Here is a 23809-nt window from a genome sequence, read left to right as displayed (position 1 = left end):
CTTTCTATCCCGTTAGTTACTTTGAATAATAGCCATTAATTCTTTAGCTGATTTGGCATGAACCATCTTTTCAATATTGTTCATATCAGAACATGTAATCGCGATACCAGATAAAATTTCTAAATGGGTGCCGTCTTTTCCGGCAATTCCGAAAATCAAACGAACTTTCTCACCATCAAAATCAACGCCTTCTGGAACTTGAATTACTGTAAAACCTGATCTTAAAACGTTCTTTTTCGCTTCTTCGGTACCGTGCGGAATCGCTACGTCATTTCCCATATAAGTAGAAGTCATATTGTCTCGCTCAATCATCGCTTCAACATAGTTTTCTTCTACATATCCGCCTTTTACTAACACACTTCCTGCAAATCGAATTGCTTCTTCCTTAGAAGAAAAGTGCTGATTCAAGAAAACGTTTTCTTCTTTTAATAAACCATCATTACTATCTGTATAGTTTTCTGCAGATACGTTCTTTTCTTCTTCCGCCTTAGAAGTAGTATGATCATTTTTTAGTTGATCAATTAGTTTGTCATATTCCGGGCTAGATAGAAAGTTATCCACCGAGATATGATACGCATCTGGAACTTTGTTTTGAGCTCTTGGCGTTAGCTCTTCCTGTGTAATAACGATTTGAGCATCACTTGGAATATTACTGATAGCTGTATTTGTTACCGAAATATTTAAATCTGCTTGTTTAACTTTCTTGCGAAGAAGAGAGGCGCCCATTGCACTCGATCCCATACCTGCGTCACAGGCAAAAACAATTTTTTGAACGCTTGCTGGTACGTCGCCTTGCTGTTTTGTAAAGCTTCCTGCTACAGAGCTCTTCTTGCCCTTCATCTCTTGCATTTTGCGAGCTGCTTCGTCCAAATCTTCTGTTTGCTTGCCCGTTTTTAAAATTAACGAACCTACAATAAACGATACGACGGCTGCAACAAGAACACCTGAGATATTTGCAACATAGCTGCCTGCATTACCTGGTGTAGCAGCTAAAATAGCCAAAATACTTCCTGGTGAAGCAACGGCTTGTAAGCCTCCTCCTAAAAGAACAAATGTAAATACTCCGCTCATTCCTCCTAAAATAGCCGCAATGATTAGAAGAGGACGCATTAAAACGTAAGGGAAGTAAATTTCGTGAATTCCGCCAATAAAATGAATGATGGCCGCTCCCGGTGCTGACTGTTTTGCTGTTCCTTTTCCAAAGAAGCAATACGCTAACAGAATTCCTAATCCCGGACCAGGATTTGTTTCTAATAACAATAGAATGGACTGTCCGTTTGTTCGAATTTGTTCTGCTCCAATCGGAGATAAAATGCCGTGATTAATGGCATTGTTTAAGAATAAAATTTTAGCTGGTTCAATTAAAATACTTGTAAGAGGAAGAAGGCCATGTGCAACCATCCAATCTACACCCACTACAAGTGCACCTGTAAATCCGTCCACAGCTGGGCTAACTCCTAAAAAGGCTAGAATCGCTAGAATTCCTCCAAGAATACCTGCTGAGAAATTATTAATTAACATCTCAAATCCTGTTTTGACTTTACCTTCAATAAACTGGTCAAACTTCTTGATGATATAACCGCCCAGCGGCCCCATAATCATAGCGCCTAGAAACATCGGAATATCAGATCCAACAATGACGCCCATGGTCGCGATAGCACCTACAACGCCTCCGCGCTGATCGTGTACAAGCTTTCCTCCTGTGTAGCCGATTAGCAGCGGAAGCAAATACTTGACCATTGGATCCACTAGTTTGGCAAGGCTTTCATTTGGAAAAAAGCCTGTTGGAATAAATAAAGCAGTAATAAGTCCCCATGCAATAAATGCTCCGATATTTGGCATAACCATTGAACTTAGAAAGTTCCCAAATTTTTGTACAGCTACTTTTATATTAGATTGAGCCATTTGCTCTCTTCCTTTCTCTACGTGATGATACTTTAATCGTAAGAGATTAAACGCTTTCATTCAATGAATAGGAAAACTAACTTTGTCGTACCACAGACGGACAAAGCTTTTAATTACATAAAAAAGCAGCTGAATTACACGAATTCAGCTGCTTTCTAACTTAATATTTATCTAATTCACTTACAGGAGATTGAATAATAACTGGATTTTTCTCTGGATTTAACCATTTTAAAATAGAGACAACTTGTTCTTTAGAAGTGGCCGTACATCCTGCTGTATAATTTGTTCCTACATGAAAGAAGATTGCACTTCCCTTTCCTGGGGTTCTAGATTCATTATAATTAATGACAAACCCATAATCATAAGCCGGGATATCCATGTTCTCAGCGCTCGTCCAGCGGCCATTCGCTGGCTTTTGCTGCCACGTATTATACAGAGAGCTTTTTGAATCGTCTACCCACACATCATTTGATGTAATCTTTCGATATGGAAGCTTAGTTCCAGGATTTGCATAGCGTCCGAATGCTGTGCCAATTGTATATTTCCCTGTCGGAGACTCCATATCTCCTTCTTTTTTCGCTAAAGCGAATCCTTTTTGTCCAAGTACACCGTTCGCAGTTAAAACTTGCTTCCATTTTCCATCAACTTTTTCAAATGTTTGAATTTTAGCAAACTTCGTATCGTAGTTATCTGCTGTAACCAAGATGACTTGCTGAGCGTTGCCTAACGTTTTAAAAGAATCGACTACGAGCTTTGGAGACGCTGTAGCTGAAGCCTGTACATAGTCACTGCTTACATAGCCTGTGCGGCCGTTATAGTTAATTTTGTACCAGCTTCCGCTTTTGCTCACCACAGACAGCTTCTGGCCTTTTGTCACACTTCCTATAGATGCATAGTTGGTGCCTGCTCCGCTTCTTACGTTCAGCGTGCTCGCCGTTACTGTGTACGTTGTGCTTTCTGCTGGTGGCGTTGTTGGGGCCGTTGTTGTTCCCGATGCTTGTACATAATCGCTGCTTACGTAGCCCGTGCGGCCGTTGTAGTTAATTTTGTACCAGCTTCCGCTTTTGCTCACCACAGACAGCTTCTGGCCTTTTGTCACACTTCCTATGGATGCATAATTGGTGCCCGCTCCGCTTCTTACATTCAGCGTGCTTGCCGTTACTGTGTACGTTGTGCTTTCTGCTGGTGGCGTTGTTGGGGCCGTTGTTGTTCCCGATGCTTGTACATAATCGCTGCTTACGTAGCCCGTGCGGCCGTTGTAGTTAATTTTGTACCAGCTTCCGCTTTTGCTCATCACAGACAGCTTCTGGCCTTTTGTCACACTTCCTATGGATGCATAATTGGTGCCCGCTCCGCTTCTTACATTCAGCGTGCTTGCCGTTACTGTATACGTTGTGCTTTCTGCTGGTGGCGCTGTTGTTCCTGATGACTGTACATAATCGCTGCTTACATAGCCTGTGCGGCCGTTATAGTTAATTTTGTACCAGCTTCCGCTTTTGCTTACCACAGATAGTGTTTGATCTTTTACTACGCTGCCGATAATCCCGTAATTCGTTCCCGCTCCGCTTCTCACATTTAGCTTGCTTGCCGTTACTTTATATGTAACTGTTGCTGCATATGCCTTTTCTTGATTTCCCCCAATTGAGCCAAAGCCAGGCGTTACAGCCGTTGCAAGCGTAGCTGTTAACGCCATCCCCACCATTAATTTTTTCAACTGCTTTCCCTCCATTTATTCCTTATAAAATTCTACTATTTTCTATTCTTAATTCATTATCTTACCATATTCCAAACGAAGGGAAAGGGTCAATAGATGCTTTTCACACGGCCTATAAAAAAAGACAGACCTCTTTGATAGGTCTGCCTCTTTCACTATTATCCTAAATCAACGTTGTGATATACTTGCTGCACATCTTCTAAGTCCTCTAATGCATCAATCATTTTTTCAAACTGAGCTTGTGCATCTTCAGGAAGAGTTACATCATTTTGAGCAAGCATCGTTTGCTCAGCTACTGTAAATTCCGTAATACCAGCATCGTTGAACGCTTTTTGTACCGCATGGAATTGATCCGGATCAGCATAAACAATTACAGAATCTTCTTCTTCTAAAATGTCACGCACGTCTACATCTGCTTCCATTAACAGTTCTAGCGTCTCTTCTTCATCTTTACCTTCTACACCAATAACAGCTGTTGGATCAAACATATACGCTACTGATCCGCTTACTCCCATATTACCGCCGTTTTTACCAAAGGCAGCACGCACGTCTGAAGCTGTTCTGTTTACGTTATTCGTAAGAGCATCTACGATAACCATTGAGCCATTTGGTCCAAAACCTTCGTAACGAAGATTATCGTAATTTTCTTCTGAACCGCCCTTTGCTTTTTCAATGGCACGGTCAATAATTGCTTTTGGCACATTGTATGTTTTCGCGCGTTCTAATACAACTTTTAACGCTTGGTTTGATTCTGGATCTGGCTCACCTTGTTTTGCAGCCACATAAATCTCACGGCCAAACTTGGCATATATACGACTTGTATTAGCATCTTTTGACGCTTTCTTTTCTTTAATATTGTTCCACTTACGGCCCATATTGTTTCACTCTCTTTCAAAATTGAATCTAATAAAATAAATAGGCAATGATATATCCGTTTTTATTATACATCAATTCCCTCTTACCTTTCGAGTTTAATACTTAAAAAAGAAAAGCAATCTTTTGGTATATTTCATTAACTAAATAAATGAGAAAACCATTTGATAACCGGCTGAATGATTTTTGTATATACATTTTTAAGCGGTTTGTATATACATCTCATCCAAATCCACCGTAGGGGATAGTAGATCATATGAATTACGATCCACTTAACTCCTTTCCAGAAACAGAGGAATATACGCTGACAAAATGAAACCACAGGAATAACAATTTCATTGTAAAATGGCAGCACAACATATTTCCAGAAAAGATAACAAGGGTAACAAACTAGATACAACACAGGGTATAAAACGTACTTCCATATAAATCTAGTTATAGGCAAAAAACATCGTTTCCAAACGAAGAGAATAAAAGGATAGATGAGGACACTCCATAGCCAAGAAATAGGATAAACGAACAAGAAACGTATAATGTATCTCCAAATGAAATCAATGACAGGTTGAATAATTCTTGTTCCTATCCATATGAGGGGCTTAGCGATAAAATATATCCATAGCTTACACAAAATTTGAAATACAAAATAAAAGGGAAAATACAAGACAAAAAAGATGCCTCGCAACACGTACTTGATACTTTGAGCTACTCCACTAATACTTTTCACTTCCTTTTTTATAAGTGAGTTTCGTTCATTTACCTACTCTATTATATAAAATAAATTGAGCAAGCAAATATATTTTTTAGCTCAATGAGAATTATATACAAAAACACCCTTCTATAAATAGAAGGGTGTCTAGAACCTTATTATTCTACAGTAACTGATTTTGCTAAGTTACGTGGTTTATCTACATCGCAATCGCGGTGCAATGCAGCGTAGTAAGAGATTAATTGTAAAGGAATAACCGCTGCTAGTGGTGAAAGTGTTTCATGAACTTTCGGAATCACGTAGCGATCTTCTTCTGTTTCTAATCCTTTCATTGAAATGATACAAGGATTAGCTCCACGTGCTACTACTTCTTTTACGTTACCACGGATGCTTAAGTTTACATGTTCTTGTGTTGCTAATGCAATAATTGGCGTATTGTTTTCAATTAAAGCGATTGTTCCGTGCTTAAGCTCTCCTCCAGCAAATCCTTCTGCTTGGATGTAAGAGATTTCTTTTAGTTTTAACGCACCTTCTAAACCTACATAATAATCAACAGAACGTCCAATAAAGAATGCGTTGCGAGTTGTTGCTAAGAATTGAAGAGCAATGCTTTCCATTTCTTCTTTGTCGTCGCAAAGTACTTCCATTGTGTTTGCTACGATTGCTAACTCTTGAACTAAATCAAATTCTAATTCAATGCCGCGTGTTTTTGCTGTTACAGCCGCTAGAATTGACAGCACTGCTAATTGAGCTGTATAAGCTTTTGTTGATGCTACAGCAATTTCCGGACCTGCATGAAGTAATAACGTATAATCAGATTCACGAGATAATGTTGATCCCGGAACGTTTGTGATTGTTAACGCTTTGTAACCTAGTTCTTTAATTTGAACTAATACTGCACGGCTGTCAGCTGTTTCTCCACTTTGAGAGATAAAGATAAACAATGGCTTTTCAGATAAAAGCGGCATGTTATAAGAGAATTCACTTGCTACGTGCACTTCTACTGGAACCTTCGCCCACGTTTCAATGAATTGTTTACCTACTAGGCCTGCATGATAGCTTGTTCCACATGCTACGATATAGATGCGGTCTGCTTCATCCATCGCTCCTAAAATGTCTGCATCAATGTGCAGTTCATTGTTCTCATTTTGGTACTCTTGAATGATTTTACGAACAACTAAAGGCTGCTCATCAATTTCTTTTAACATATAGTGAGGGTACGTACCTTTTTCAATATCACTTGCATCAAGCTCTGCTGTATAAGGTGCTCTTTCTACCACTTCACCATCAAGCGTTTTAATTGTTACGCCTTCTTTTGTCACAATTACTGTTTCTTTATCCATTAATTCTACGTACTGATCTGTTACTTGAAGCATTGCCATAGCATCACTCGCTACAACGTTAAATCCTTCGCCAACACCTACAAGAAGCGGGCTTTTGTTTTTAGCTACGTAGATTGTATTTTTATCTTCGTTATCAACAAGAGCTAGTGCATAAGAACCGTGAAGCAAGCTTACTGTCTTACGGAACGCTTCTTCTACATCTAAGCCTTCTGCTGCGATTTTTTCAATTAACTGAACGATTACTTCTGTATCCGTTTCGCTTTTGAACGTTACATCTTGTAAATATTCACGTTTCAAAATAGCATAGTTTTCAATTACACCGTTATGCACAAGTGTGAAGCGTCCAGATGTACTTTGATGCGGGTGAGCATTTTCTTGGCTTGGTACACCATGAGTTGCCCAACGCGTATGACCGATACCTGCTGGTGCTACAACACTGTGATCTACTGCCTGACGCAATTCTGCAATACGGCCTTTTTCTTTGAATACGTGTACGCCTTCATTGTTAACAACTGCAATACCCGCTGAGTCATAGCCACGATATTCTAACTTTTCAAGACCACGTAATAAAATTTCTTTCGAATCTTCTGTTCCAATATATCCTACAATTCCGCACATAGATAAAATCCTCCTTCATGTATGAAAAGAGAGTCTCTTTTCATCATCAATGATTATCATCTCAATGCTTTTGTCCAATAAGTCACCTCATTGTTTTTCACATCAAGTTTTCGGCCGTGATAATCAACAACCGGGAGGCATCCGCCGATACTTCGATAAACCTCCTCCTCGTCAACTAAGTCGTTTCCGTCCCTTTACTTAGTTCAGGCGCTTTGTATTCACTTTTAAAATAGATTGTTCACTCCTTTACATAAATTAAGAGACGAACAGATTTAATATTACAATAAGAAGTGAGAAAACGTCAATTATCTTCTTTACTATCTGTAAAAACAGCCTTTAGCATTAGATAATTTCCAAGAATTTTTCTCAACAATATAAAAATATGCATAAGCAGCTTGAAACGTCACCGCTTATGCATATAATTAATGAATTACTCTAAGCCCATTTCTTCTTTTACTACTTCTACGATACGCGTTACATAAGTTTCACATTCTTCTTGTGTTTGTGCTTCAACCATAACACGTACTAACGGCTCTGTTCCTGAAGGGCGTACAAGTACTCGGCCATTACCGTTCATTTCTTTTTCCACTTCTTCAATAACCACTTTTACCTTCTCGTTATCTGTAACATGATGCTTATCTGTTACTTTTACATTTACAAGAAGCTGAGGATATTTTTTCATTTCAGCTGCTAATTCTGATAAAGGCTTTTTCGTTGCTTGCATAATGTTTACAAGCTGAATAGCTGAAAGCATACCGTCACCTGTTGTGTTGTAATCTAAGAAAATAATATGACCTGACTGTTCTCCACCTAGGTTATATTGATTAGCTTTCATTTCTTCTACTACATAACGGTCGCCTACACCCGTTTGTGCACTTTCAATTCCGCTAGCTTCTAGTGCTTTATAGAAGCCTAAGTTACTCATAACAGTAGAAACAAGCGTATTTTTCTTTAAACGTCCTTGTTCATATAAGTATTTTGCACAAATGAACATGATTTGATCACCGTCTACAATCTCGCCTTTTTCATCGATTGCGATTAAACGATCTCCGTCTCCATCAAATGCTAACCCAACATCCGCTCCTTTTTCTTTTAAGAAGGCACTTAATGCTTCCGGATGTGTAGATCCTACACCGTCATTGATGTTTAATCCGTTTGGTGATGCCCCCATTGTAGAGATATCCGCATCTAAATCTGCAAATAAATGTGCTGCTAACGACGACGTTGCTCCGTGCGCACAGTCTAATGCAACATGAATACCTGAGAAGTCTTCATCAACCGTTTGTTTTAAGTATTGAAGATATTTTTGTCCACCTTCGAAGTAGTCATTTACCTGACCCAAATCTCCCCCAACAGGTCTTGGTAATTGATCTGTTTCACTATCCATTAACGCTTCAATTTCATTCTCTTGTGCATCTGACAGTTTAAATCCATCTGGACCAAAGAATTTAATTCCGTTATCTTGAACTGGGTTATGTGAAGCAGAGATCATGACTCCTGCTTGTGCGCCAAGTGCTTTTGTTAAATACGCTACCCCTGGAGTTGAAATAACGCCTAATCGCATAACTTCTGCACCAATTGAAAGCAAGCCTGCAACAAGCGCTCCTTCTAACATATGACCAGAAACGCGTGTATCGCGTCCGATTAATACCTTTGGTCGCTCTGCATCTTTTGTTAGAACGTAACCACCTAAGCGTCCAATTTTAAAAGCAAGCTCAGGAGTTAATTCACTATTGGCAACTCCTCGTACTCCGTCTGTTCCAAAATACTTACCCATTAATTTTCTCTCCTTCATGTCAAAACATTTAGTTTCCTGATGTATTATCTGTCTGTCCATCTACGGGTGTAGAATTTTCATCACTTTGATTACTACTATCGTCACCAGTTTCTGTATTATCTGTTGGTGTATCTGTATTGTCTTCAGGTGTATCAGTCTCTTCGCTTGGTTTATCAGTTGAATCACCTGAATTTCCCGTCCCAGGATTTGTTCCTGATCCTGATCCAGTTCCCGTGTCTGGCTTTGTTTCTTTATCGCTCGTGCTTCCACTTGTTTCTTTATCCGTTTGCTCATCATTTGTCCCTGATTGTTTTTTCGCTGTTACACGAACTTTTGCCTGTTTAGTCGATAGTGTTGATGTAACAGAGTCAGGACTATTTATTATAATAGGAACCGTGTGCTCTCCAGCAGATAAATTCCCTACATTCGCTGACAAGCTAATGCCGCTTTTCGTTAACTTATCTAAATCAGATTTTGGTCCTTTTACATCCGCATCTACTGAAGTAGGAGAAAGCAGTTCATACGTGTACTTTGAGGATTGACCAGTTAAAGAAACCGGCAAATTCTTAAATGACTTAGTCTCAGCTGCACTTGCGTCCGTTTCTTCTGCGTCTTTCTCATCACCTTGTTTGTCTACTTCCACATGAACGGTAATTTGTTTAGGACTTACACTATCTATTCCGTCTGGAACAGGGACATTCACCTTAATATCTTTAGATTTCGTAATACCGGTAACATCGACTGGAATATTATCAATTTTATCGATTTTTTCTAAAGAATCAGATGGACCGATAATTTTCACGGTATCTGTTTTAGGCTCTAGCTTCGTAATGTTGACACCGTCGCCTGGCGTGCCTTCTTGAATCACATCGATCGGCACTTTTTTACTAATATTTTTCACCGGGATTGTTACATTGACCGTTTCTGGTTGAACTGTTACATTCAATTTATTTAAATTCTTGTCTAATGCGACAACAGTTGCTTGTTTCGTCACTGTTTTTGAAGCATTATCTAAATCAATAATAGCTTTTACATAAGCAACTTGGTCTAATTGACTTGATGCGCCCGTTACCGTGACGGCTCTTGGGCTAACGGTTGCTTCCCCTGCTTCATACCCATTTTTGACCTTATTTTTATCATAGCTTGCCTCTACTGAAAACTGTTTTGAATCGCGTTCTTCAATTGTTACATTTACAATATCAGGCTTAACCACTACGTTTAAATTATCAGAGATATTTCGATACTGAACCTTGACTCTATGCTGCCCTAAGCTTAAATTATCAAGGTCAATATAAGCTTGATAATCTTTTTGTAGCTTTGTTTGAGCCAAAATATTTTTAGGACCTTCCAGTGTCATAATGACCGTATCCGGAACACCTCTTACAATTCTGTTCTTCTCATTGTAGGATACTTGAACCGGAACATCTGTTAATGTTTCTACTCCAGTGTTGGCAGAACTGCTTCGGTTCAGAATTTTATTTGATGAACTGGCACCATCATCTAAATTAACAGATAAATATAACATGAAGGCTAACAGCAACGCGATAATTTTCATAACCCACGATCGATTCATCAATTTATCCATTCTTCTTCAACCTCCATTGCCAACGAGTGGAAGAAGTTGCTTTAGAAGTTGTGACTAATTCTTTTTCTAGCATTTCTCTTAATGTATCAATGGTCAATTCACGATACAATTCACCGTTTTTGGTAACGGAAATGCCTCCAGTTTCTTCAGATACAATGACAGTCACACTATCTGTTACTTCACTTATTCCTACAGCAGCACGATGGCGAGTACCTAATTCTTTTGAAATAAAAGGACTTTCAGATAAAGGTAAGTAACATGCTGCAGCGGCTACTTGATCCCGCTGTAAAATAACCGCTCCATCATGAAGTGGTGTATTCGGTATAAATAAGTTGATTAATAATTCAGAAGAAATATTAGAGTTGAGCGGTATACCTGTTTCAATATAATCACCCATACCCGTCTCTCTTTCAATTGAGATCAATGCACCTATGCGTCTTTTAGCCATATAATGCGTTGCTTTTATAATCGCCTCAATCGTAACGGTACGTTCATCTTCTTCAGGCAAATTACTGCGTGAAAACAAACGTCCTCTCCCAAGCTGTTCAAGCGCTCGGCGCAGCTCTGGCTGGAAGATAATAATAATAGCTAAAAATCCATACGTTAACGCTTGGTCCATTAACCATTGCAACGTATTTAGTCCAAGGAAGTTACTTATAAAGCGGACAACTAAAATTACCGTGATTCCTTTTAAAAGCTGTACTGCTTTTGTACCTCTTATGACCATAATTAATTTATATATGACGAACCATACCAGGAGAACATCAACAATTTTTCCTAAATATGAGAGGATTGGCAGGTCTCCAATAGGCATCTTCTCACTTCCTCTATATATGTAATAAAGATAACATAACCGTTTTATTATACCATAAAACAAAATTACACTGTAAATTACATCTTATTTTTAAATCCTTGTTCCTATATAATGTAGCCTTCTTTTTATATAAATAAAACCGTCCACTGTTCCTCTCTAACAAGATAAGCGGACGGTTTTATGTTTAACTATTAAAAGTCAACAGCTTGCTTGGCATGAGTTTTGACGTTATACCATACCCAGTCAAAAATCTTGTCTAACTCTTCAATATTGCCTGTCACTTCTCCTGCAGAAGCTAGATACTTATCACCATGTATAACAGTAACGTTTCCATCTACTTTTCCTTCAATTTTAATATCGCCATTTCTCACAGTAATATCACCTTTGACGGTCTCACCTTTTGGTACAACGACTGTTTTATCGTGAATGACCAGGTTCGGCTGCTTTGAAACAGAAAAGTCTTCATCCGTTTCCCAAGCTGAAAACACCGTGCCGGACATTAACAACACAAATACAGCAGCTGCACTAAGAATCGGATGGTTTGTAAACCATCTATTCATTCGAATTCGATTCTTCTCACGTGGTAACCCGGCCATAACACCTGCTGTAAAGTTCATAGGTAATTCTATATGAGAAGTGCTTTGCACAAATGCAATCGTTCTTTTTAACTGATGCATATGCTGCTGACAACCTTTGCATTGGTGCAAATGCTCTTTTAATAACAGTTCATTTTCTTTTGTAATATCTCCATCTAAATGCTCATGAATGAGGTTTACATACATTTTTGGACATTTCATTCTTAGTTCACTCCTTACAAGTGGCGAAGTCGATTTCTTAAAGCTTCACGTCCTCTGTGAATTCTAGTCTTTACCGTACCAAGAGGCAGGTCTAAAATATCGCTGATTTCTTTTAACGACAGCTCATCTATATATTTTAGGACAATGACAGTTCGATATTTCTCAGGTAGCTTTAATATTTCCGACTGAATGAATTCTTGCAATTCTACTTGCTCTAGCTCTTCCTCTGGTAAGGCCTGATCGGCAGCTATTTGAGAGTACATATTTAACCCGTCGGTCCCGGCTACTTCTGCATCTAAATAATAGTCTGGCTTTTTTTTACGAATTCGATCAATACAAAGATTTGTAGCAATTCGATATAGCCAGGTGGAAAACTTTTTACTCGTGTCATAGCTATGAATATTTACATAGGCTCGAATAAACGCTTCTTGTGCAGCGTCTTGCGCTTCTTCCCGGTTTCCTAGCATTCGATAACATAGATGAAAAAGTTTATCCTTGTGATATTCTACTATGTCAGCAAACGCATCCTGGTCACCTTTTTTTACTTTTTTTATTTTTCTTTTTAATAATAAATCCATGTAACGGTTACCTCCGCCCATTGCGGGATAGTATATATACGTGTACTTTATCATAAAGTTTCACTTATGCTTAATTATTTTAACAAAATTTGTCAAATACGTTTAAAAAGATCGTACGTAGGTTATGTAATTAGTATAGATGAAAAGAAGAGGAGTGGAAAGCTTGACTCATACAAAAGAAAACCTTTTGAATCAAATTGAAGAATGTAGAAATAACATGGTCACTCTTGCAGCAGAAAATCCTTTATCATCACTAACAGTGGTGAGAGTAAGCTCAGAGCTAGATGGTCTATTAAATGAATATGAAAAGTTTTTCTCTATATAAAGAAGCTCTAGAATCTGAACTAAGAGCTTCTTTTTTTTTACCTTCACATATGTTTCATGTACCTTTTGGTAGGCAATAATGTTTTATACTAATTTTTCTCCTAAAAGTGAGCCCATTAATGCAACAGCTACGGTAGCTGTTTTATTCCGCTCATCTAAAATAGGATTCACTTCCACAAACTCGGCAGAAGTGATTAGCTGAGATTCTGCCAACATCTCCATAGCTAAATGACTTTCTCTGTAGCTTATTCCACCGATAACTGGCGTTCCTACTCCAGGTGCATCATGTGGATCCAGTCCATCTAAATCGAGTGATAGATGAACGCCATCTGTTTTATCACGCAAATATAAAATTGTTTCTTCCATTACTTTTGTCATACCCATTCGATCTATCTCATGCATCGTATACACTTTAATTCCTTTTTCCTTTATTAGCTCTTTTTCTCCTTCATCTAAAGAACGGGCTCCGATAATCACAATATTCTCGGGCTTGACTTTAGGGGCATAGCCACCAATTCGAGTCAATGCTTCGTCTCCTATACCTATACTTGCCGCCAATGGCATACCGTGAATATTTCCGGAAGGAGACGTATCTGCTGTATTTAAATCTCCGTGTGCATCATACCAAATTACGCCCAAATTTTTATAATGACGACTTACTCCTGCTAGTGTTCCGATAGCGATGCTGTGATCTCCCCCTAGCACTAAAGGAAACCTTTTATTTGTAATAACATCACTTACGGTCTGAGCAAGTCTTTCGCTAGCATCCGCTACAGCTTTTAAATTCTTTAAGTTTGTATTTTCATCACTATGTACTCGTTCAGCTAAGGCAATTTCAATATTCCCTTTATCTTCTACACTATATCCAATATTCTCGATGCGTTCCATAACACCTGCATATCGTATCGCACTTGGCCCCATATCGACCCCTCGGCGAGTTTGACCTAAATCCATTGGTACTCCAATAATTGAAAGCTTATTCATAATATGTCCCCCCATCACAAATGTTGCTACTCTCTTATTGTAACGGCTAAATGAGCGATGGCTCAACTCGACACTTTTTTGAATATATATACAATTCTAATTTGTAGAAACTACACAAAAAAACCTTTAAGCAAATTGCTTAAAGGTTGTACGTTTATATGTATGGTGGAGCCTAGCGGGATCGAACCGCTGACCTCCTGCGTGCAAGGCAGGCGCTCTCCCAGCTGAGCTAAGGCCCCAATATGTTTTTTTATATAGAAATGGAGCGGAAGACGAGGTTCGAACTCGCGACCCCCACCTTGGCAAGGTGGTGTTCTACCACTGAACTACTTCCGCTTATTAAAATGAGCCATGAAGGACTCGAACCTTCGACCCTCTGATTAAAAGTCAGATGCTCTACCAACTGAGCTAATGGCTCTCTATGGCTGGGCTAGCTGGATTCGAACCAACGCATGACGGAATCAAAATCCGTTGCCTTACCGCTTGGCGATAGCCCAATAAAAATGGTGGAGGGGGGCAGATTCGAACTGCCGAACCCGAAGGAGCGGATTTACAGTCCGCCGCGTTTAGCCACTTCGCTACCCCTCCGATATAAATGGTGCCGGCAAGAGGACTTGAACCCCCAACCTACTGATTACAAGTCAGTTGCTCTACCAGTTGAGCTACACCGGCACGGTGGTGGAGGATGACGGGATCGAACCGCCGACCCCCTGCTTGTAAGGCAGGTGCTCTCCCAGCTGAGCTAATCCTCCACTATTATGTAGATAAAAATAAATGGTGACCCGTACGGGATTCGAACCCGTGTTACCGCCGTGAAAGGGCGGTGTCTTAACCGCTTGACCAACGGGCCAGTTGGCTCCACAGGTAGGACTCGAACCTACGACCGATCGGTTAACAGCCGATAGCTCTACCACTGAGCTACTGTGGAATAATAATAGCCTGGCAACGTCCTACTCTCACAGGGACAAAGTCCCAACTACCATCGGCGCTAAAGAGCTTAACTTCCGTGTTCGGTATGGGAACGGGTGTGACCTCTTCGCTATCGCCACCAGACAAATTATATTATACATGATTTGATAAAGAAAGCAAGACTTTTTTGAAAAAGTTTTGTTCTCTCAAAACTAGGTAACAGGTTGCTGAGTAAAGCTTACGCTTTTAAAGTTTGGTTAAGTCCTCGATCGATTAGTATCAGTCAGCTACACATGTCGCCACGCTTCCACCTCTGACCTATCAACCTGATCATCTTTCAGGGATCTTACTAGCTTGCGCTATGGGAAATCTCATCTTGAGGGGGGCTTCATGCTTAGATGCTTTCAGCACTTATCCCGTCCACACATAGCTACCCAGCGATGCCTTTGGCAAGACAACTGGTACACCAGCGGTGTGTCCATCCCGGTCCTCTCGTACTAAGGACAGCTCCTCTCAAATTTCCTACGCCCACGACGGATAGGGACCGAACTGTCTCACGACGTTCTGAACCCAGCTCGCGTACCGCTTTAATGGGCGAACAGCCCAACCCTTGGGACCGACTACAGCCCCAGGATGCGATGAGCCGACATCGAGGTGCCAAACCTCCCCGTCGATGTGGACTCTTGGGGGAGATAAGCCTGTTATCCCCGGGGTAGCTTTTATCCGTTGAGCGATGGCCCTTCCATGCGGAACCACCGGATCACTAAGCCCGACTTTCGTCCCTGCTCGACTTGTAGGTCTCGCAGTCAAGCTCCCTTGTGCCTTTACACTCTACGAATGATTTCCAACCATTCTGAGGGAACCTTTGGGCGCCTCCGTTACATTTTAGGAGGCGACCGCCCCAGTCAAACTGCCCACCTGACACTGTCTCCCGGCCCGATCAGGGCCGCGGGTTAGAATTTCAATACAGCCAGGGTAGTATCCCACCGACGCCTCCACCGAAGCTAGCGCTCCGGCTTCTCAGGCTCCTACCTATCCTGTACAAGCTGTACCAAAATTCAATATCAGGCTACAGTAAAGCTCCACGGGGTCTTTCCGTCCTGTCGCGGGTAACCTGCATCTTCACAGGTACTATAATTTCACCGAGTCTCTCGTTGAGACAGTGCCCAGATCGTTACGCCTTTCGTGCGGGTCGGAACTTACCCGACAAGGAATTTCGCTACCTTAGGACCGTTATAGTTACGGCCGCCGTTTACTGGGGCTTCGATTCAGAGCTTCTCCCAAAGGATAACCCCTCCTCTTAACCTTCCAGCACCGGGCAGGCGTCAGCCCCTATACTTCGCCTTGCGGCTTCGCAGAGACCTGTGTTTTTGCTAAACAGTCGCCTGGGCCTATTCACTGCGGCTCTCTCGGGCTATACACCCTACCAGAGCACCCCTTCTCCCGAAGTTACGGGGTCATTTTGCCGAGTTCCTTAACGAGAGTTCTCTCGATCACCTTAGGATTCTCTCCTCGCCTACCTGTGTCGGTTTGCGGTACGGGCACCTCCCGCCTCGCTAGAGGCTTTTCTTGGCAGTGTGGAATCAGGAACTTCGGTACTATAATTCCCTCGTCATCACAGCTCAGCCTTTATGATGAGCGGATTTGCCTACTCATCAGCCTAACTGCTTGAACGCGCATATCCAGCAGCGCGCTTACCCTATCCTACTGCGTCCCCCCATTACTCAAACGGCGGGGAGGTGGTACAGGAATATCAACCTGTTGGCCATCGCCTACGCTTTTCAGCCTCGGCTTAGGTCCCGACTAACCCTGAGCGGACGAGCCTTCCTCAGGAAACCTTAGGCATTCGGTGGACAAGATTCTCACTTGTCTTTCGCTACTCATACCGGCATTCTCACTTCTAAGCGCTCCACCAGTCCTTACGGTCTGACTTCGCTGCACTTAGAACGCTCTCCTACCACTGACATCAAAGATGTCAATCCACAGCTTCGGTGATACGTTTAGCCCCGGTACATTTTCGGCGCAGAGTCACTCGACCAGTGAGCTATTACGCACTCTTTAAATGGTGGCTGCTTCTAAGCCAACATCCTGGTTGTCTAAGCAACTCCACATCCTTTTCCACTTAACGTATACTTGGGGACCTTAGCTGGTGGTCTGGGCTGTTTCCCTTTTGACTACGGATCTTATCACTCGCAGTCTGACTCCCATGGATAAGTCTTTGGCATTCGGAGTTTGACTGAATTCGGTAACCCGTTGGGGGCCCCTAGTCCAATCAGTGCTCTACCTCCAAGACTCTTACAACATGAGGCTAGCCCTAAAGCTATTTCGGAGAGAACCAGCTATCTCCAGGTTCGATTGGAATTTCTCCGCTACCCACACCTCATCCCCGCACTTTTCAACGTGCGTGGGTTCGGGCCTCCATTCAGTGTTACCTGAACTTCACCCTGGACATGGGTAGATCACCTGGTTTCGGGTCTACAACCACATACTAAACGCCCTATTCAGACTCGCTTTCGCTACGGCTCCGCCTTATCAGCTTAACCTTGCATGGGATCGTAACTCGCCGGTTCATTCTACAAAAGGCACGCCATCACCCATTAACGGGCTCTGACTACTTGTAGGCACACGGTTTCAGGATCTCTTTCACTCCCCTTCCGGGGTGCTTTTCACCTTTCCCTCACGGTACTGGTTCACTATCGGTCACTAGGTAGTATTTAGCCTTGGGAGATGGTCCTCCCAGCTTCCGACGGAATTTCACGTGTTCCGCCGTACTCAGGATCCACTCAAGAGGGAACGAAGTTTCAACTACAGGGTTGTTACCTTCTTCGACGGACCTTTCCAGGTCGCTTCATTTACTTCGTTCCTTTGTAACTCCGTATAGAGTGTCCTACAACCCCAAGAGGCAAGCCTCTTGGTTTGGGCTAATTCCGTTTCGCTCGCCGCTACTCAGGAAATCGCATTTGCTTTCTCTTCCTCCGGGTACTTAGATGTTTCAGTTCCCCGGGTCTGCCTTCAATATCCTATGTATTCAGATAAAGATACTGTTCCATTACGAACAGTGGGTTTCCCCATTCGGAAATCTCCGGATCAAAGCTCACTTACAGCTCCCCGAAGCATATCGGTGTTAGTCCCGTCCTTCATCGGCTCCTAGTGCCAAGGCATTCACCGTGCGCCCTTTCTAACTTAACCATTAGCGAATAAATGGTACAACATAAAGTTGTGTTATTTATTGGTTTGATTAAAGAAAAGTTTCACTTTTCCTCAGCAATTACTGTTATCTAGTTTTCAAAGAACAATCGCAACCAAAATTCTTCTTATCTAATAAGAAGAAAGTAGTGTGCTTTCTATAATTGAGAGATTGAACTCTCAAAACTGAACAAAGTGTCAAAACGTACGTCATGTAAAAATCCTTAGAAAGGAGGTGATCCAGCCGCACCTTCCGATACGGCTACCTTGTTACGACTTCACCCCAATCATCTGTCCCACCTTAGGCGGCTAGCTCCTTACGGTTACTCCACCGACTTCGGGTGTTACAAACTCTCGTGGTGTGACGGGCGGTGTGTACAAGGCCCGGGAACGTATTCACCGCGGCATGCTGATCCGCGATTACTAGCGATTCCAGCTTCATGTAGGCGAGTTGCAGCCTACAATCCGAACTGAGAATGGTTTTATGGGATTGGCTTGACCTCGCGGTCTTGCAGCCCTTTGTACCATCCATTGTAGCACGTGTGTAGCCCAGGTCATAAGGGGCATGATGATTTGACGTCATCCCCACCTTCCTCCGGTTTGTCACCGGCAGTCACCTTAGAGTGCCCAACTAAATGCTGGCAACTAAGATCAAGGGTTGCGCTCGTTGCGGGACTTAACCCAACATCTCACGACACGAGCTGACGACAACCATGCACCACCTGTCACTCTGTCCCCCGAAGGGGAACGCTCTATCTCTAGAGTTGTCAGAGGATGTCAAGACCTGGTAAGGTTCTTCGCGTTGCTTCGAATTAAACCACATGCTCCACCGCTTGTGCGGGCCCCCGTCAATTCCTTTGAGTTTCAGTCTTGCGACCGTACTCCCCAGGCGGAGTGCTTAATGCGTTAGCTGCAGCACTAAAGGGCGGAAACCCTCTAACACTTAGCACTCATCGTTTACGGCGTGGACTACCAGGGTATCTAATCCTGTTTGCTCCCCACGCTTTCGCGCCTCAGCGTCAGTTACAGACCAAAAAGCCGCCTTCGCCACTGGTGTTCCTCCACATCTCTACGCATTTCACCGCTACACGTGGAATTCCGCTTTTCTCTTCTGCACTCAAGTTCCCCAGTTTCCAATGACCCTCCACGGTTGAGCCGTGGGCTTTCACATCAGACTTAAGAAACCGCCTGCGCGCGCTTTACGCCCAATAATTCCGGATAACGCTTGCCACCTACGTATTACCGCGGCTGCTGGCACGTAGTTAGCCGTGGCTTTCTGGTTAGGTACCGTCAAGGTACAAGCAGTTACTCTTGTACTTGTTCTTCCCTAACAACAGAGTTTTACGACCCGAAAGCCTTCATCACTCACGCGGCGTTGCTCCGTCAGACTTTCGTCCATTGCGGAAGATTCCCTACTGCTGCCTCCCGTAGGAGTCTGGGCCGTGTCTCAGTCCCAGTGTGGCCGATCACCCTCTCAGGTCGGCTATGCATCGTTGCCTTGGTGAGCCGTTACCTCACCAACTAGCTAATGCACCGCGGGCCCATCTGTAAGTGATAGCCGAAACCATCTTTCAATCATCTCCCATGAAGGAGAAGATCCTATCCGGTATTAGCTTCGGTTTCCCGAAGTTATCCCAGTCTTACAGGCAGGTTGCCCACGTGTTACTCACCCGTCCGCCGCTAACGTCATAGAAGCAAGCTTCTAATCAGTTCGCTCGACTTGCATGTATTAGGCACGCCGCCAGCGTTCATCCTGAGCCAGGATCAAACTCTCCGAAGAAATGTTTGACTTGCTCATTTTAAAAAATAAAAATTAACGTTGACGTTTGTCGCTTTGTTCAGTTTTCAAAGTTCAACCGCCGCTCTTGAGCGACTTTCTTATATTAACAAGTTGTCTTTCATTTGTCAACAACTTTTTAATATTTTATTTCTGATGAATTGCGATTGTTTTCCAATCACTCATCAGCGACATTTAATAATTTAACATCTGTACTATATAAAAGTCAACACTTTTTGAAAAGTTTTTTTCGTTTTATCAAAAAATCTTATTTACTTCCCTGCTTTCGCCGAATCTTAGCAAGATCTTTGAAAGGATTTGATACTTTTCTTGAATGTTTCGTTCAAGAACTACATGATTCAAACTTTGTTGAAAAGCAACGTTTGATCTCTTTATTTCTTCTCTAAGTAGTGCTTCTAACTCTAAACACTCCACCTGATTAAATAAACAAATTTTCATTGATTCACCTGCTTTTTGCGACATTGATTCTCACACATCAAAATAAAATCAGTTGTTCTTTTCCTTACCTGTTATTAATTGTAGACAAAACGCATACAAATTAGACAAGTACTACTTATTAAATGAGGTGACAAAATGAATATGTTTTATACTATTCGAGCCAAAAGAATCAAACAGACCATGCTTATCGTAGTTGCTGCGTTTTTTACAAGTTTTTTTCTCTATGCTCAGCAGACGTTTCACTTTCCCGTGTTTTCAACGGATAACGGTCCAAGAGCTGTTTATAAGGCGGATGATAAAAATCCGGAAGTTGCTCTGACCTTTAACATCAGCTGGGGAGATGAAAGAGCTATTCCCATTCTGAATGAACTAAAAAGACAGCATATTGAACATGCTACTTTCTTTTTATCTGCTTCATGGGCTGAACGTCACCCAGATATTGTAGAGCGCATTAAGAAAGAAGGTCACGAAATTGGCACAATGGGCTATGACTATACTTCTTATACAAGCCTAAAACCTAATGAGATTAGACAGGATCTTGCAAAATCAAAGAAAGTCTTTGATTCTCTAGGCCTTAAAGATGTTCACCTTCTTCGTCCTCCTAACGGGCAATTTAATAAAGACATCTTAAAATTAACAGCAGATATAGGATATACTACTGTTCACTGGAGCATTGATTCTAAAGACTGGACAAATCCAGGGGTTGAAAAAATTGTCTCGAATGTTACAAAGCCTTTAGACGGGGGAGATATTATATTGCTGCACGCGTCTGACTCCGCTCAACAAACAGCAAAGGCTATTCCATATATCAAGGATTCATTACAAAATAAAAAAGTCTCAAACGTAAGTATTTCAACATTAATTTCAAATTCAAAAACCCAAGTAAAAGATATCCGCTAAGATTTATTCCCACTGTATATGGAAAGCAAAAGCAGACAAATATACTATTTGTCTGCTTTTGCTATTCTTGCGTGCGTAAGAAGTTTCGGCAAAATAAGAAGTTGATACATATTACAAATTAGAAGTGGAAACAACATAAGGTAAAGCCAGCTTTCTTCATTCGTTCGCAGCGCTGGGAACCATTCAATTGTCGTTACAACAATCATAAAAAACAGCGCTGGTACAAAAGCCTCTTTATTCGTCTGCTTTTTCTTTGCATACGCCACTAACAACCCCACCGCTAACAAGAAAACGCTTAACAAAATATACTTACCTATGCCTTCTCCCGCTTGTTGAAAGAACTTATATCGAAAATAAGCAACGTCAAATAATACAAATAAAACAAATACAATTTGAACCGATTTCCAAAGAGATGCAGATTTAAAAATTCCCAGCCCAAATCGGTGAATAGTTAAATATGCAAAGAACCCCATTTGGCTAATTAAACTAAAAATAAACCCTACGCCTACGAGCCATGTTAAAACAGCAACAATTTCTCCTATCTTTCCTTGTTGAAATAAGTGACCGTATTCCCCCCAGCGCACCGCAAACCCAACAACAGCTGTACTTATACCCCCAACAGCTAACGTGGTTAGAAATAGACGAACCCAATTTCGACTATTCACTTCCATCTCCCCCATAAGTTGCAAAATTGTACCTTTTCATAAATTGTACCAATCACGTTTTGAAAAATCTAGAGCTCTTTTATGAATAAAAAACCTTGATTATCTCATATTAAGCGTAAGCATATTAGGAAAGGAGCTCATTACTATGAAAAAGCGACTCATGCTCCTCATTTATATAGGAATGTGTATGCTTTTAGCTACAGCCTGTGCACCGCAAGATGAAGAGAACAATGGTATGGATTATGATCAAACAAAGAAAATGGTTGTTGATATTTTAAAAACAGATGAAGGAAAAAAAGCAGTCGAGGCAATTATGAAAGACCCTTCTGTTAGACAAGATATTTTAATGGATCAAAACGCGATAAAAGATACAATTTCTCAAACCTTAGTATCAGATAAGGGCGTGGAATTTTGGAAAAAAGCCATGGATGATCCGAAGTTTGCTGAAAGCTTTGCTAAAAGTTTGGAAAAAGAAAATAAGACGGTCATCAAACAACTAATGAAAGATCCTGAATATCAAGGAATGCTTCAAGATGTTTTAAAGGATCCGGCTATGGAAAAAGAAGTACTGACTGTTTTAAAGAGTAAAGAATATCGCACTTATTTACAAAAGATTATGACCGAAACGTTTGATAGCCCTCTTTATCAATCTAAAATTCAAGACATTCTTTTGAAAGCCGCTGAAGAAACACAAGGTGGACAAAAACAAAGCAGCGACGATGGCGGTTCTTCTTCCGCTGGATCTGACTCAGGGGGAGAACAGCAACAGCAGTGATTAAATACGCATCTCACATGAGATGCGTATTTAATTATGTCATTTATTTTTATTAAAAAACCTAAATGACTTCTTTATATTTTTTAATACTTAGTATTTTTATTGGAATTGTAAACTTTAATTCTTAGCTTTATGGTAAAATATTAGAAATTAACACAATCGTTTTATAGCAAAAGGAGGGAATTCGATGGAATTTCGCGTTATTAAAACGTTTCAAACCATTGTTCGTTTAGGAAGCTTTCAATTAGCCGCTGAATATTTAAAGTACTCTCAGCCTACCATTACACTGCACATTCAAAAGTTAGAATCCGAACTAGGATTTAAGCTTTTAGAACGAGGAAAAAGCATTAAACTTACTGAAGCAGGTAAAATCTTTTACGAACGGGCAAATATTTTACTAAAGGAATATGAATATCTAAATAATACCTTAAAGGATTATTCAACAGGCGAAGCTGGCACGATCCGTATAGGTGCTGCAGAGCCTACAGCAAGCAGTCGACTGCCTTCCATTCTCTCATTATTTAAAAAAAGATATCCCAACACAGAAATTAGCTTACTCGTTGCAGACGAAAAGCACCTTCATCAACATATACGCAATCAAGAAATTGATTTCGCGATTGGCACTGTATCAGAATCGTTCAGAGATATAGAGTTTGAGGCATTGCTAACAGAAAAACTTGTGCTGCTACTACCATTCAATCATGCGCTAACAAAAAGAAAAACAATCTTTGCAAAAGATTTAATACACGAAACGCTGATTACAGCTGGGCAATCTTCCGTTCAAAAGAAAATTGAGCAGCTAATCTTTGAACGAACAGGACAGCTGCCTGCTAAAGTCCAGTTAGGCACTATTAGCACACTTCAGCATTTTGTAAAAGAAAACTTAGGAATAGCCGTTGTTCCACAAATAAGCGCAACTCTTCCGCCGGATCAAGTGGTGGTTAAAACGATTCATGACTTACATGAGGGGCCTGCAATCGGCATTTTAAAGCACCAGTCTCACACCGTAAGTACAGCTGGAAAAACATTTTTAGCTCTCTTAAAACAAAACCTCGCATTTGATTTAAAAAAGACGCAGATTGAACTCTCTGTATAATAATAAAAAGCACGCGCTCGAACA

15 protein-coding genes, 9 tRNA genes and 3 rRNA genes are annotated in these 23809 nt (G+C 41.2%); 4 read left to right on the top strand and 23 right to left on the bottom strand.

The features are described 5' to 3' along the window. Window positions 1-12: 12 nt before the first annotated feature. From NST66_RS26730 to sigW, 9 genes are all read right to left on the bottom strand, one after another. Window positions 13-1905 (bottom strand): PTS mannitol transporter subunit IICBA, encoded by a 1893-nt coding sequence (locus NST66_RS26730; protein ID WP_028411903.1) that lies wholly within the window; start codon window positions 1903-1905, stop codon window positions 13-15. A 160-nt stretch (window positions 1906-2065) separates the two neighbouring features. Next, complete coding sequence (locus NST66_RS26725; protein ID WP_340843749.1) at window positions 2066-3619, bottom strand: SH3 domain-containing protein; 1554 nt, start codon at window positions 3617-3619, stop codon at window positions 2066-2068. Between the two features lie 158 nt (window positions 3620-3777). Next, entirely contained in the window at window positions 3778-4494 is a 717-nt protein-coding gene (locus NST66_RS26720; protein ID WP_013054976.1) for a YebC/PmpR family DNA-binding transcriptional regulator, read from the bottom strand. 862 nt (window positions 4495-5356) lie between these two features. Continuing rightward, entirely contained in the window at window positions 5357-7159 is a 1803-nt protein-coding gene (glmS, locus tag NST66_RS26715) for a glutamine--fructose-6-phosphate transaminase (isomerizing) (protein WP_028410402.1), read from the bottom strand. A gap of 430 nt (window positions 7160-7589) precedes the next feature. Further along, window positions 7590-8936 (bottom strand): phosphoglucosamine mutase, encoded by a 1347-nt coding sequence (glmM, locus tag NST66_RS26710; protein WP_028411905.1) that lies wholly within the window; start codon window positions 8934-8936, stop codon window positions 7590-7592. A gap of 28 nt (window positions 8937-8964) precedes the next feature. Then, the gene (locus tag NST66_RS26705) at window positions 8965-10521 is read right to left on the bottom strand and encodes a CdaR family protein (protein ID WP_028411906.1); all 1557 of its coding nucleotides are present in this window, start codon (window positions 10519-10521) and stop codon (window positions 8965-8967) included. Further along, the gene (gene cdaA / locus NST66_RS26700; RefSeq protein WP_013054971.1) at window positions 10514-11335 is read right to left on the bottom strand and encodes a diadenylate cyclase CdaA; all 822 of its coding nucleotides are present in this window, start codon (window positions 11333-11335) and stop codon (window positions 10514-10516) included. The genes NST66_RS26705 and cdaA overlap by 8 nt, the downstream gene beginning before the upstream one ends. 191 nt (window positions 11336-11526) lie before the next feature. Continuing rightward, complete coding sequence (locus NST66_RS26695; protein ID WP_013081391.1) at window positions 11527-12132, bottom strand: anti-sigma factor family protein; 606 nt, start codon at window positions 12130-12132, stop codon at window positions 11527-11529. A 14-nt stretch (window positions 12133-12146) separates the two neighbouring features. Further along, the gene (gene sigW / locus NST66_RS26690) at window positions 12147-12710 is read right to left on the bottom strand and encodes an RNA polymerase sigma factor SigW (protein ID WP_013054969.1); all 564 of its coding nucleotides are present in this window, start codon (window positions 12708-12710) and stop codon (window positions 12147-12149) included. A gap of 163 nt (window positions 12711-12873) precedes the next feature. Between sigW and NST66_RS26685 the strand changes: the two genes are divergently transcribed. Continuing rightward, window positions 12874-13035 carry an aspartyl-phosphate phosphatase Spo0E family protein gene (locus tag NST66_RS26685; protein ID WP_013054968.1) on the top strand — a complete coding sequence of 54 codons (162 nt, stop codon included), beginning with the start codon at window positions 12874-12876 and terminating at the stop codon, window positions 13033-13035. 83 nt (window positions 13036-13118) lie between these two features. Here NST66_RS26685 and rocF read toward each other — a convergent pair whose 3' ends face one another. From rocF to NST66_RS26620, 13 genes are all read right to left on the bottom strand, one after another. Continuing rightward, window positions 13119-14018 (bottom strand): arginase, encoded by a 900-nt coding sequence (rocF, locus tag NST66_RS26680; protein ID WP_028411907.1) that lies wholly within the window; start codon window positions 14016-14018, stop codon window positions 13119-13121. 163 nt (window positions 14019-14181) lie between these two features. Next, window positions 14182-14257 (bottom strand) — tRNA-Ala (locus NST66_RS26675). 22 nt (window positions 14258-14279) lie between these two features. Beyond that, window positions 14280-14354: transfer RNA gene (locus NST66_RS26670), tRNA-Gly, on the bottom strand. Between the two features lie 9 nt (window positions 14355-14363). Beyond that, a tRNA-Lys gene (locus tag NST66_RS26665) sits at window positions 14364-14436 on the bottom strand. 4 nt (window positions 14437-14440) lie between these two features. Beyond that, window positions 14441-14515: transfer RNA gene (locus tag NST66_RS26660), tRNA-Gln, on the bottom strand. A 7-nt stretch (window positions 14516-14522) separates the two neighbouring features. Continuing rightward, window positions 14523-14606: transfer RNA gene (locus tag NST66_RS26655), tRNA-Tyr, on the bottom strand. An 8-nt stretch (window positions 14607-14614) separates the two neighbouring features. Next, window positions 14615-14690, bottom strand: a tRNA-Thr gene (locus NST66_RS26650). A gap of 4 nt (window positions 14691-14694) precedes the next feature. Continuing rightward, window positions 14695-14770: transfer RNA gene (locus tag NST66_RS26645), tRNA-Val, on the bottom strand. Between the two features lie 23 nt (window positions 14771-14793). Then, a tRNA-Glu gene (locus NST66_RS26640) sits at window positions 14794-14868 on the bottom strand. A 3-nt stretch (window positions 14869-14871) separates the two neighbouring features. After that, a tRNA-Asn gene (locus tag NST66_RS26635) sits at window positions 14872-14946 on the bottom strand. Window positions 14947-14955: 9 nt separating this feature from the next. Further along, window positions 14956-15071: ribosomal RNA gene (gene rrf / locus NST66_RS26630) — 5S ribosomal RNA — on the bottom strand. A gap of 109 nt (window positions 15072-15180) precedes the next feature. Next, window positions 15181-18116: ribosomal RNA gene (locus tag NST66_RS26625) — 23S ribosomal RNA — on the bottom strand. A 225-nt stretch (window positions 18117-18341) separates the two neighbouring features. Next, a 16S ribosomal RNA gene (locus NST66_RS26620) occupies window positions 18342-19893 on the bottom strand. Together the 16S, 23S and 5S rRNA genes with 9 tRNA genes alongside form the textbook arrangement of a ribosomal RNA operon. A gap of 591 nt (window positions 19894-20484) precedes the next feature. On the opposite strand from NST66_RS26620, the gene pdaB reads away from it, so the two are divergent. Next, on the top strand, window positions 20485-21249 hold the full coding sequence (pdaB, locus tag NST66_RS26615; RefSeq protein WP_098627195.1) for a polysaccharide deacetylase family sporulation protein PdaB: 765 nt from the start codon (window positions 20485-20487) through the stop codon (window positions 21247-21249). 44 nt (window positions 21250-21293) lie between these two features. On the opposite strand, the gene NST66_RS26610 is transcribed toward pdaB, so the two are convergent. Continuing rightward, complete coding sequence (locus tag NST66_RS26610) at window positions 21294-21914, bottom strand: KinB-signaling pathway activation protein (protein ID WP_028412721.1); 621 nt, start codon at window positions 21912-21914, stop codon at window positions 21294-21296. A gap of 145 nt (window positions 21915-22059) precedes the next feature. Here NST66_RS26610 and gerD point away from each other — a divergent pair, with 145 nt between their 5' ends. Beyond that, window positions 22060-22689: a spore germination lipoprotein GerD gene (gene gerD / locus NST66_RS26605; protein WP_033580786.1), complete on the top strand. Its 630-nt coding sequence runs from the start codon at window positions 22060-22062 to the stop codon at window positions 22687-22689. 187 nt (window positions 22690-22876) lie between these two features. Then, window positions 22877-23785 carry a LysR family transcriptional regulator gene (locus NST66_RS26600; protein ID WP_014462003.1) on the top strand — a complete coding sequence of 303 codons (909 nt, stop codon included), beginning with the start codon at window positions 22877-22879 and terminating at the stop codon, window positions 23783-23785. The last annotated feature ends 24 nt before the right edge of the window (window positions 23786-23809 follow it).

It is taken from the genome of Priestia sp. FSL W8-0524 (assembly GCF_038005965.1).
Taxonomy (GTDB): domain Bacteria; phylum Bacillota; class Bacilli; order Bacillales; family Bacillaceae_H; genus Priestia; species Priestia zanthoxyli.
The sequence above is the reverse complement of the archived record's forward strand: the minus strand, read 5'-3'. Positions and strand labels throughout refer to the sequence as shown.

Excerpts from the sequence above, each read along its gene's own strand:
- pdaB (WP_098627195.1), top strand. The coding sequence starts at position 20,485 with ATGAATATGTTTTATACTATTCGAGCCAAAAGAATCAAACAGACCATG.
- glmS (WP_028410402.1), bottom strand. The coding sequence starts at position 7,159 with ATGTGCGGAATTGTAGGATATATTGGAACAGAAGATTCGAAAGAAATT.
- glmM (WP_028411905.1), bottom strand. The coding sequence starts at position 8,936 with ATGGGTAAGTATTTTGGAACAGACGGAGTACGAGGAGTTGCCAATAGT.
- NST66_RS26600 (WP_014462003.1), top strand. The coding sequence starts at position 22,877 with ATGGAATTTCGCGTTATTAAAACGTTTCAAACCATTGTTCGTTTAGGA.
- sigW (WP_013054969.1), bottom strand. The coding sequence starts at position 12,710 with ATGGATTTATTATTAAAAAGAAAAATAAAAAAAGTAAAAAAAGGTGAC.
- NST66_RS26730 (WP_028411903.1), bottom strand. The coding sequence starts at position 1,905 with ATGGCTCAATCTAATATAAAAGTAGCTGTACAAAAATTTGGGAACTTT.
- NST66_RS26705 (WP_028411906.1), bottom strand. The coding sequence starts at position 10,521 with ATGGATAAATTGATGAATCGATCGTGGGTTATGAAAATTATCGCGTTG.
- cdaA (WP_013054971.1), bottom strand. The coding sequence starts at position 11,335 with ATGCCTATTGGAGACCTGCCAATCCTCTCATATTTAGGAAAAATTGTT.
- gerD (WP_033580786.1), top strand. The coding sequence starts at position 22,060 with ATGAAAAAGCGACTCATGCTCCTCATTTATATAGGAATGTGTATGCTT.
- NST66_RS26695 (WP_013081391.1), bottom strand. The coding sequence starts at position 12,132 with ATGAAATGTCCAAAAATGTATGTAAACCTCATTCATGAGCATTTAGAT.
- NST66_RS26720 (WP_013054976.1), bottom strand. The coding sequence starts at position 4,494 with ATGGGCCGTAAGTGGAACAATATTAAAGAAAAGAAAGCGTCAAAAGAT.
- rocF (WP_028411907.1), bottom strand. The coding sequence starts at position 14,018 with ATGAATAAGCTTTCAATTATTGGAGTACCAATGGATTTAGGTCAAACT.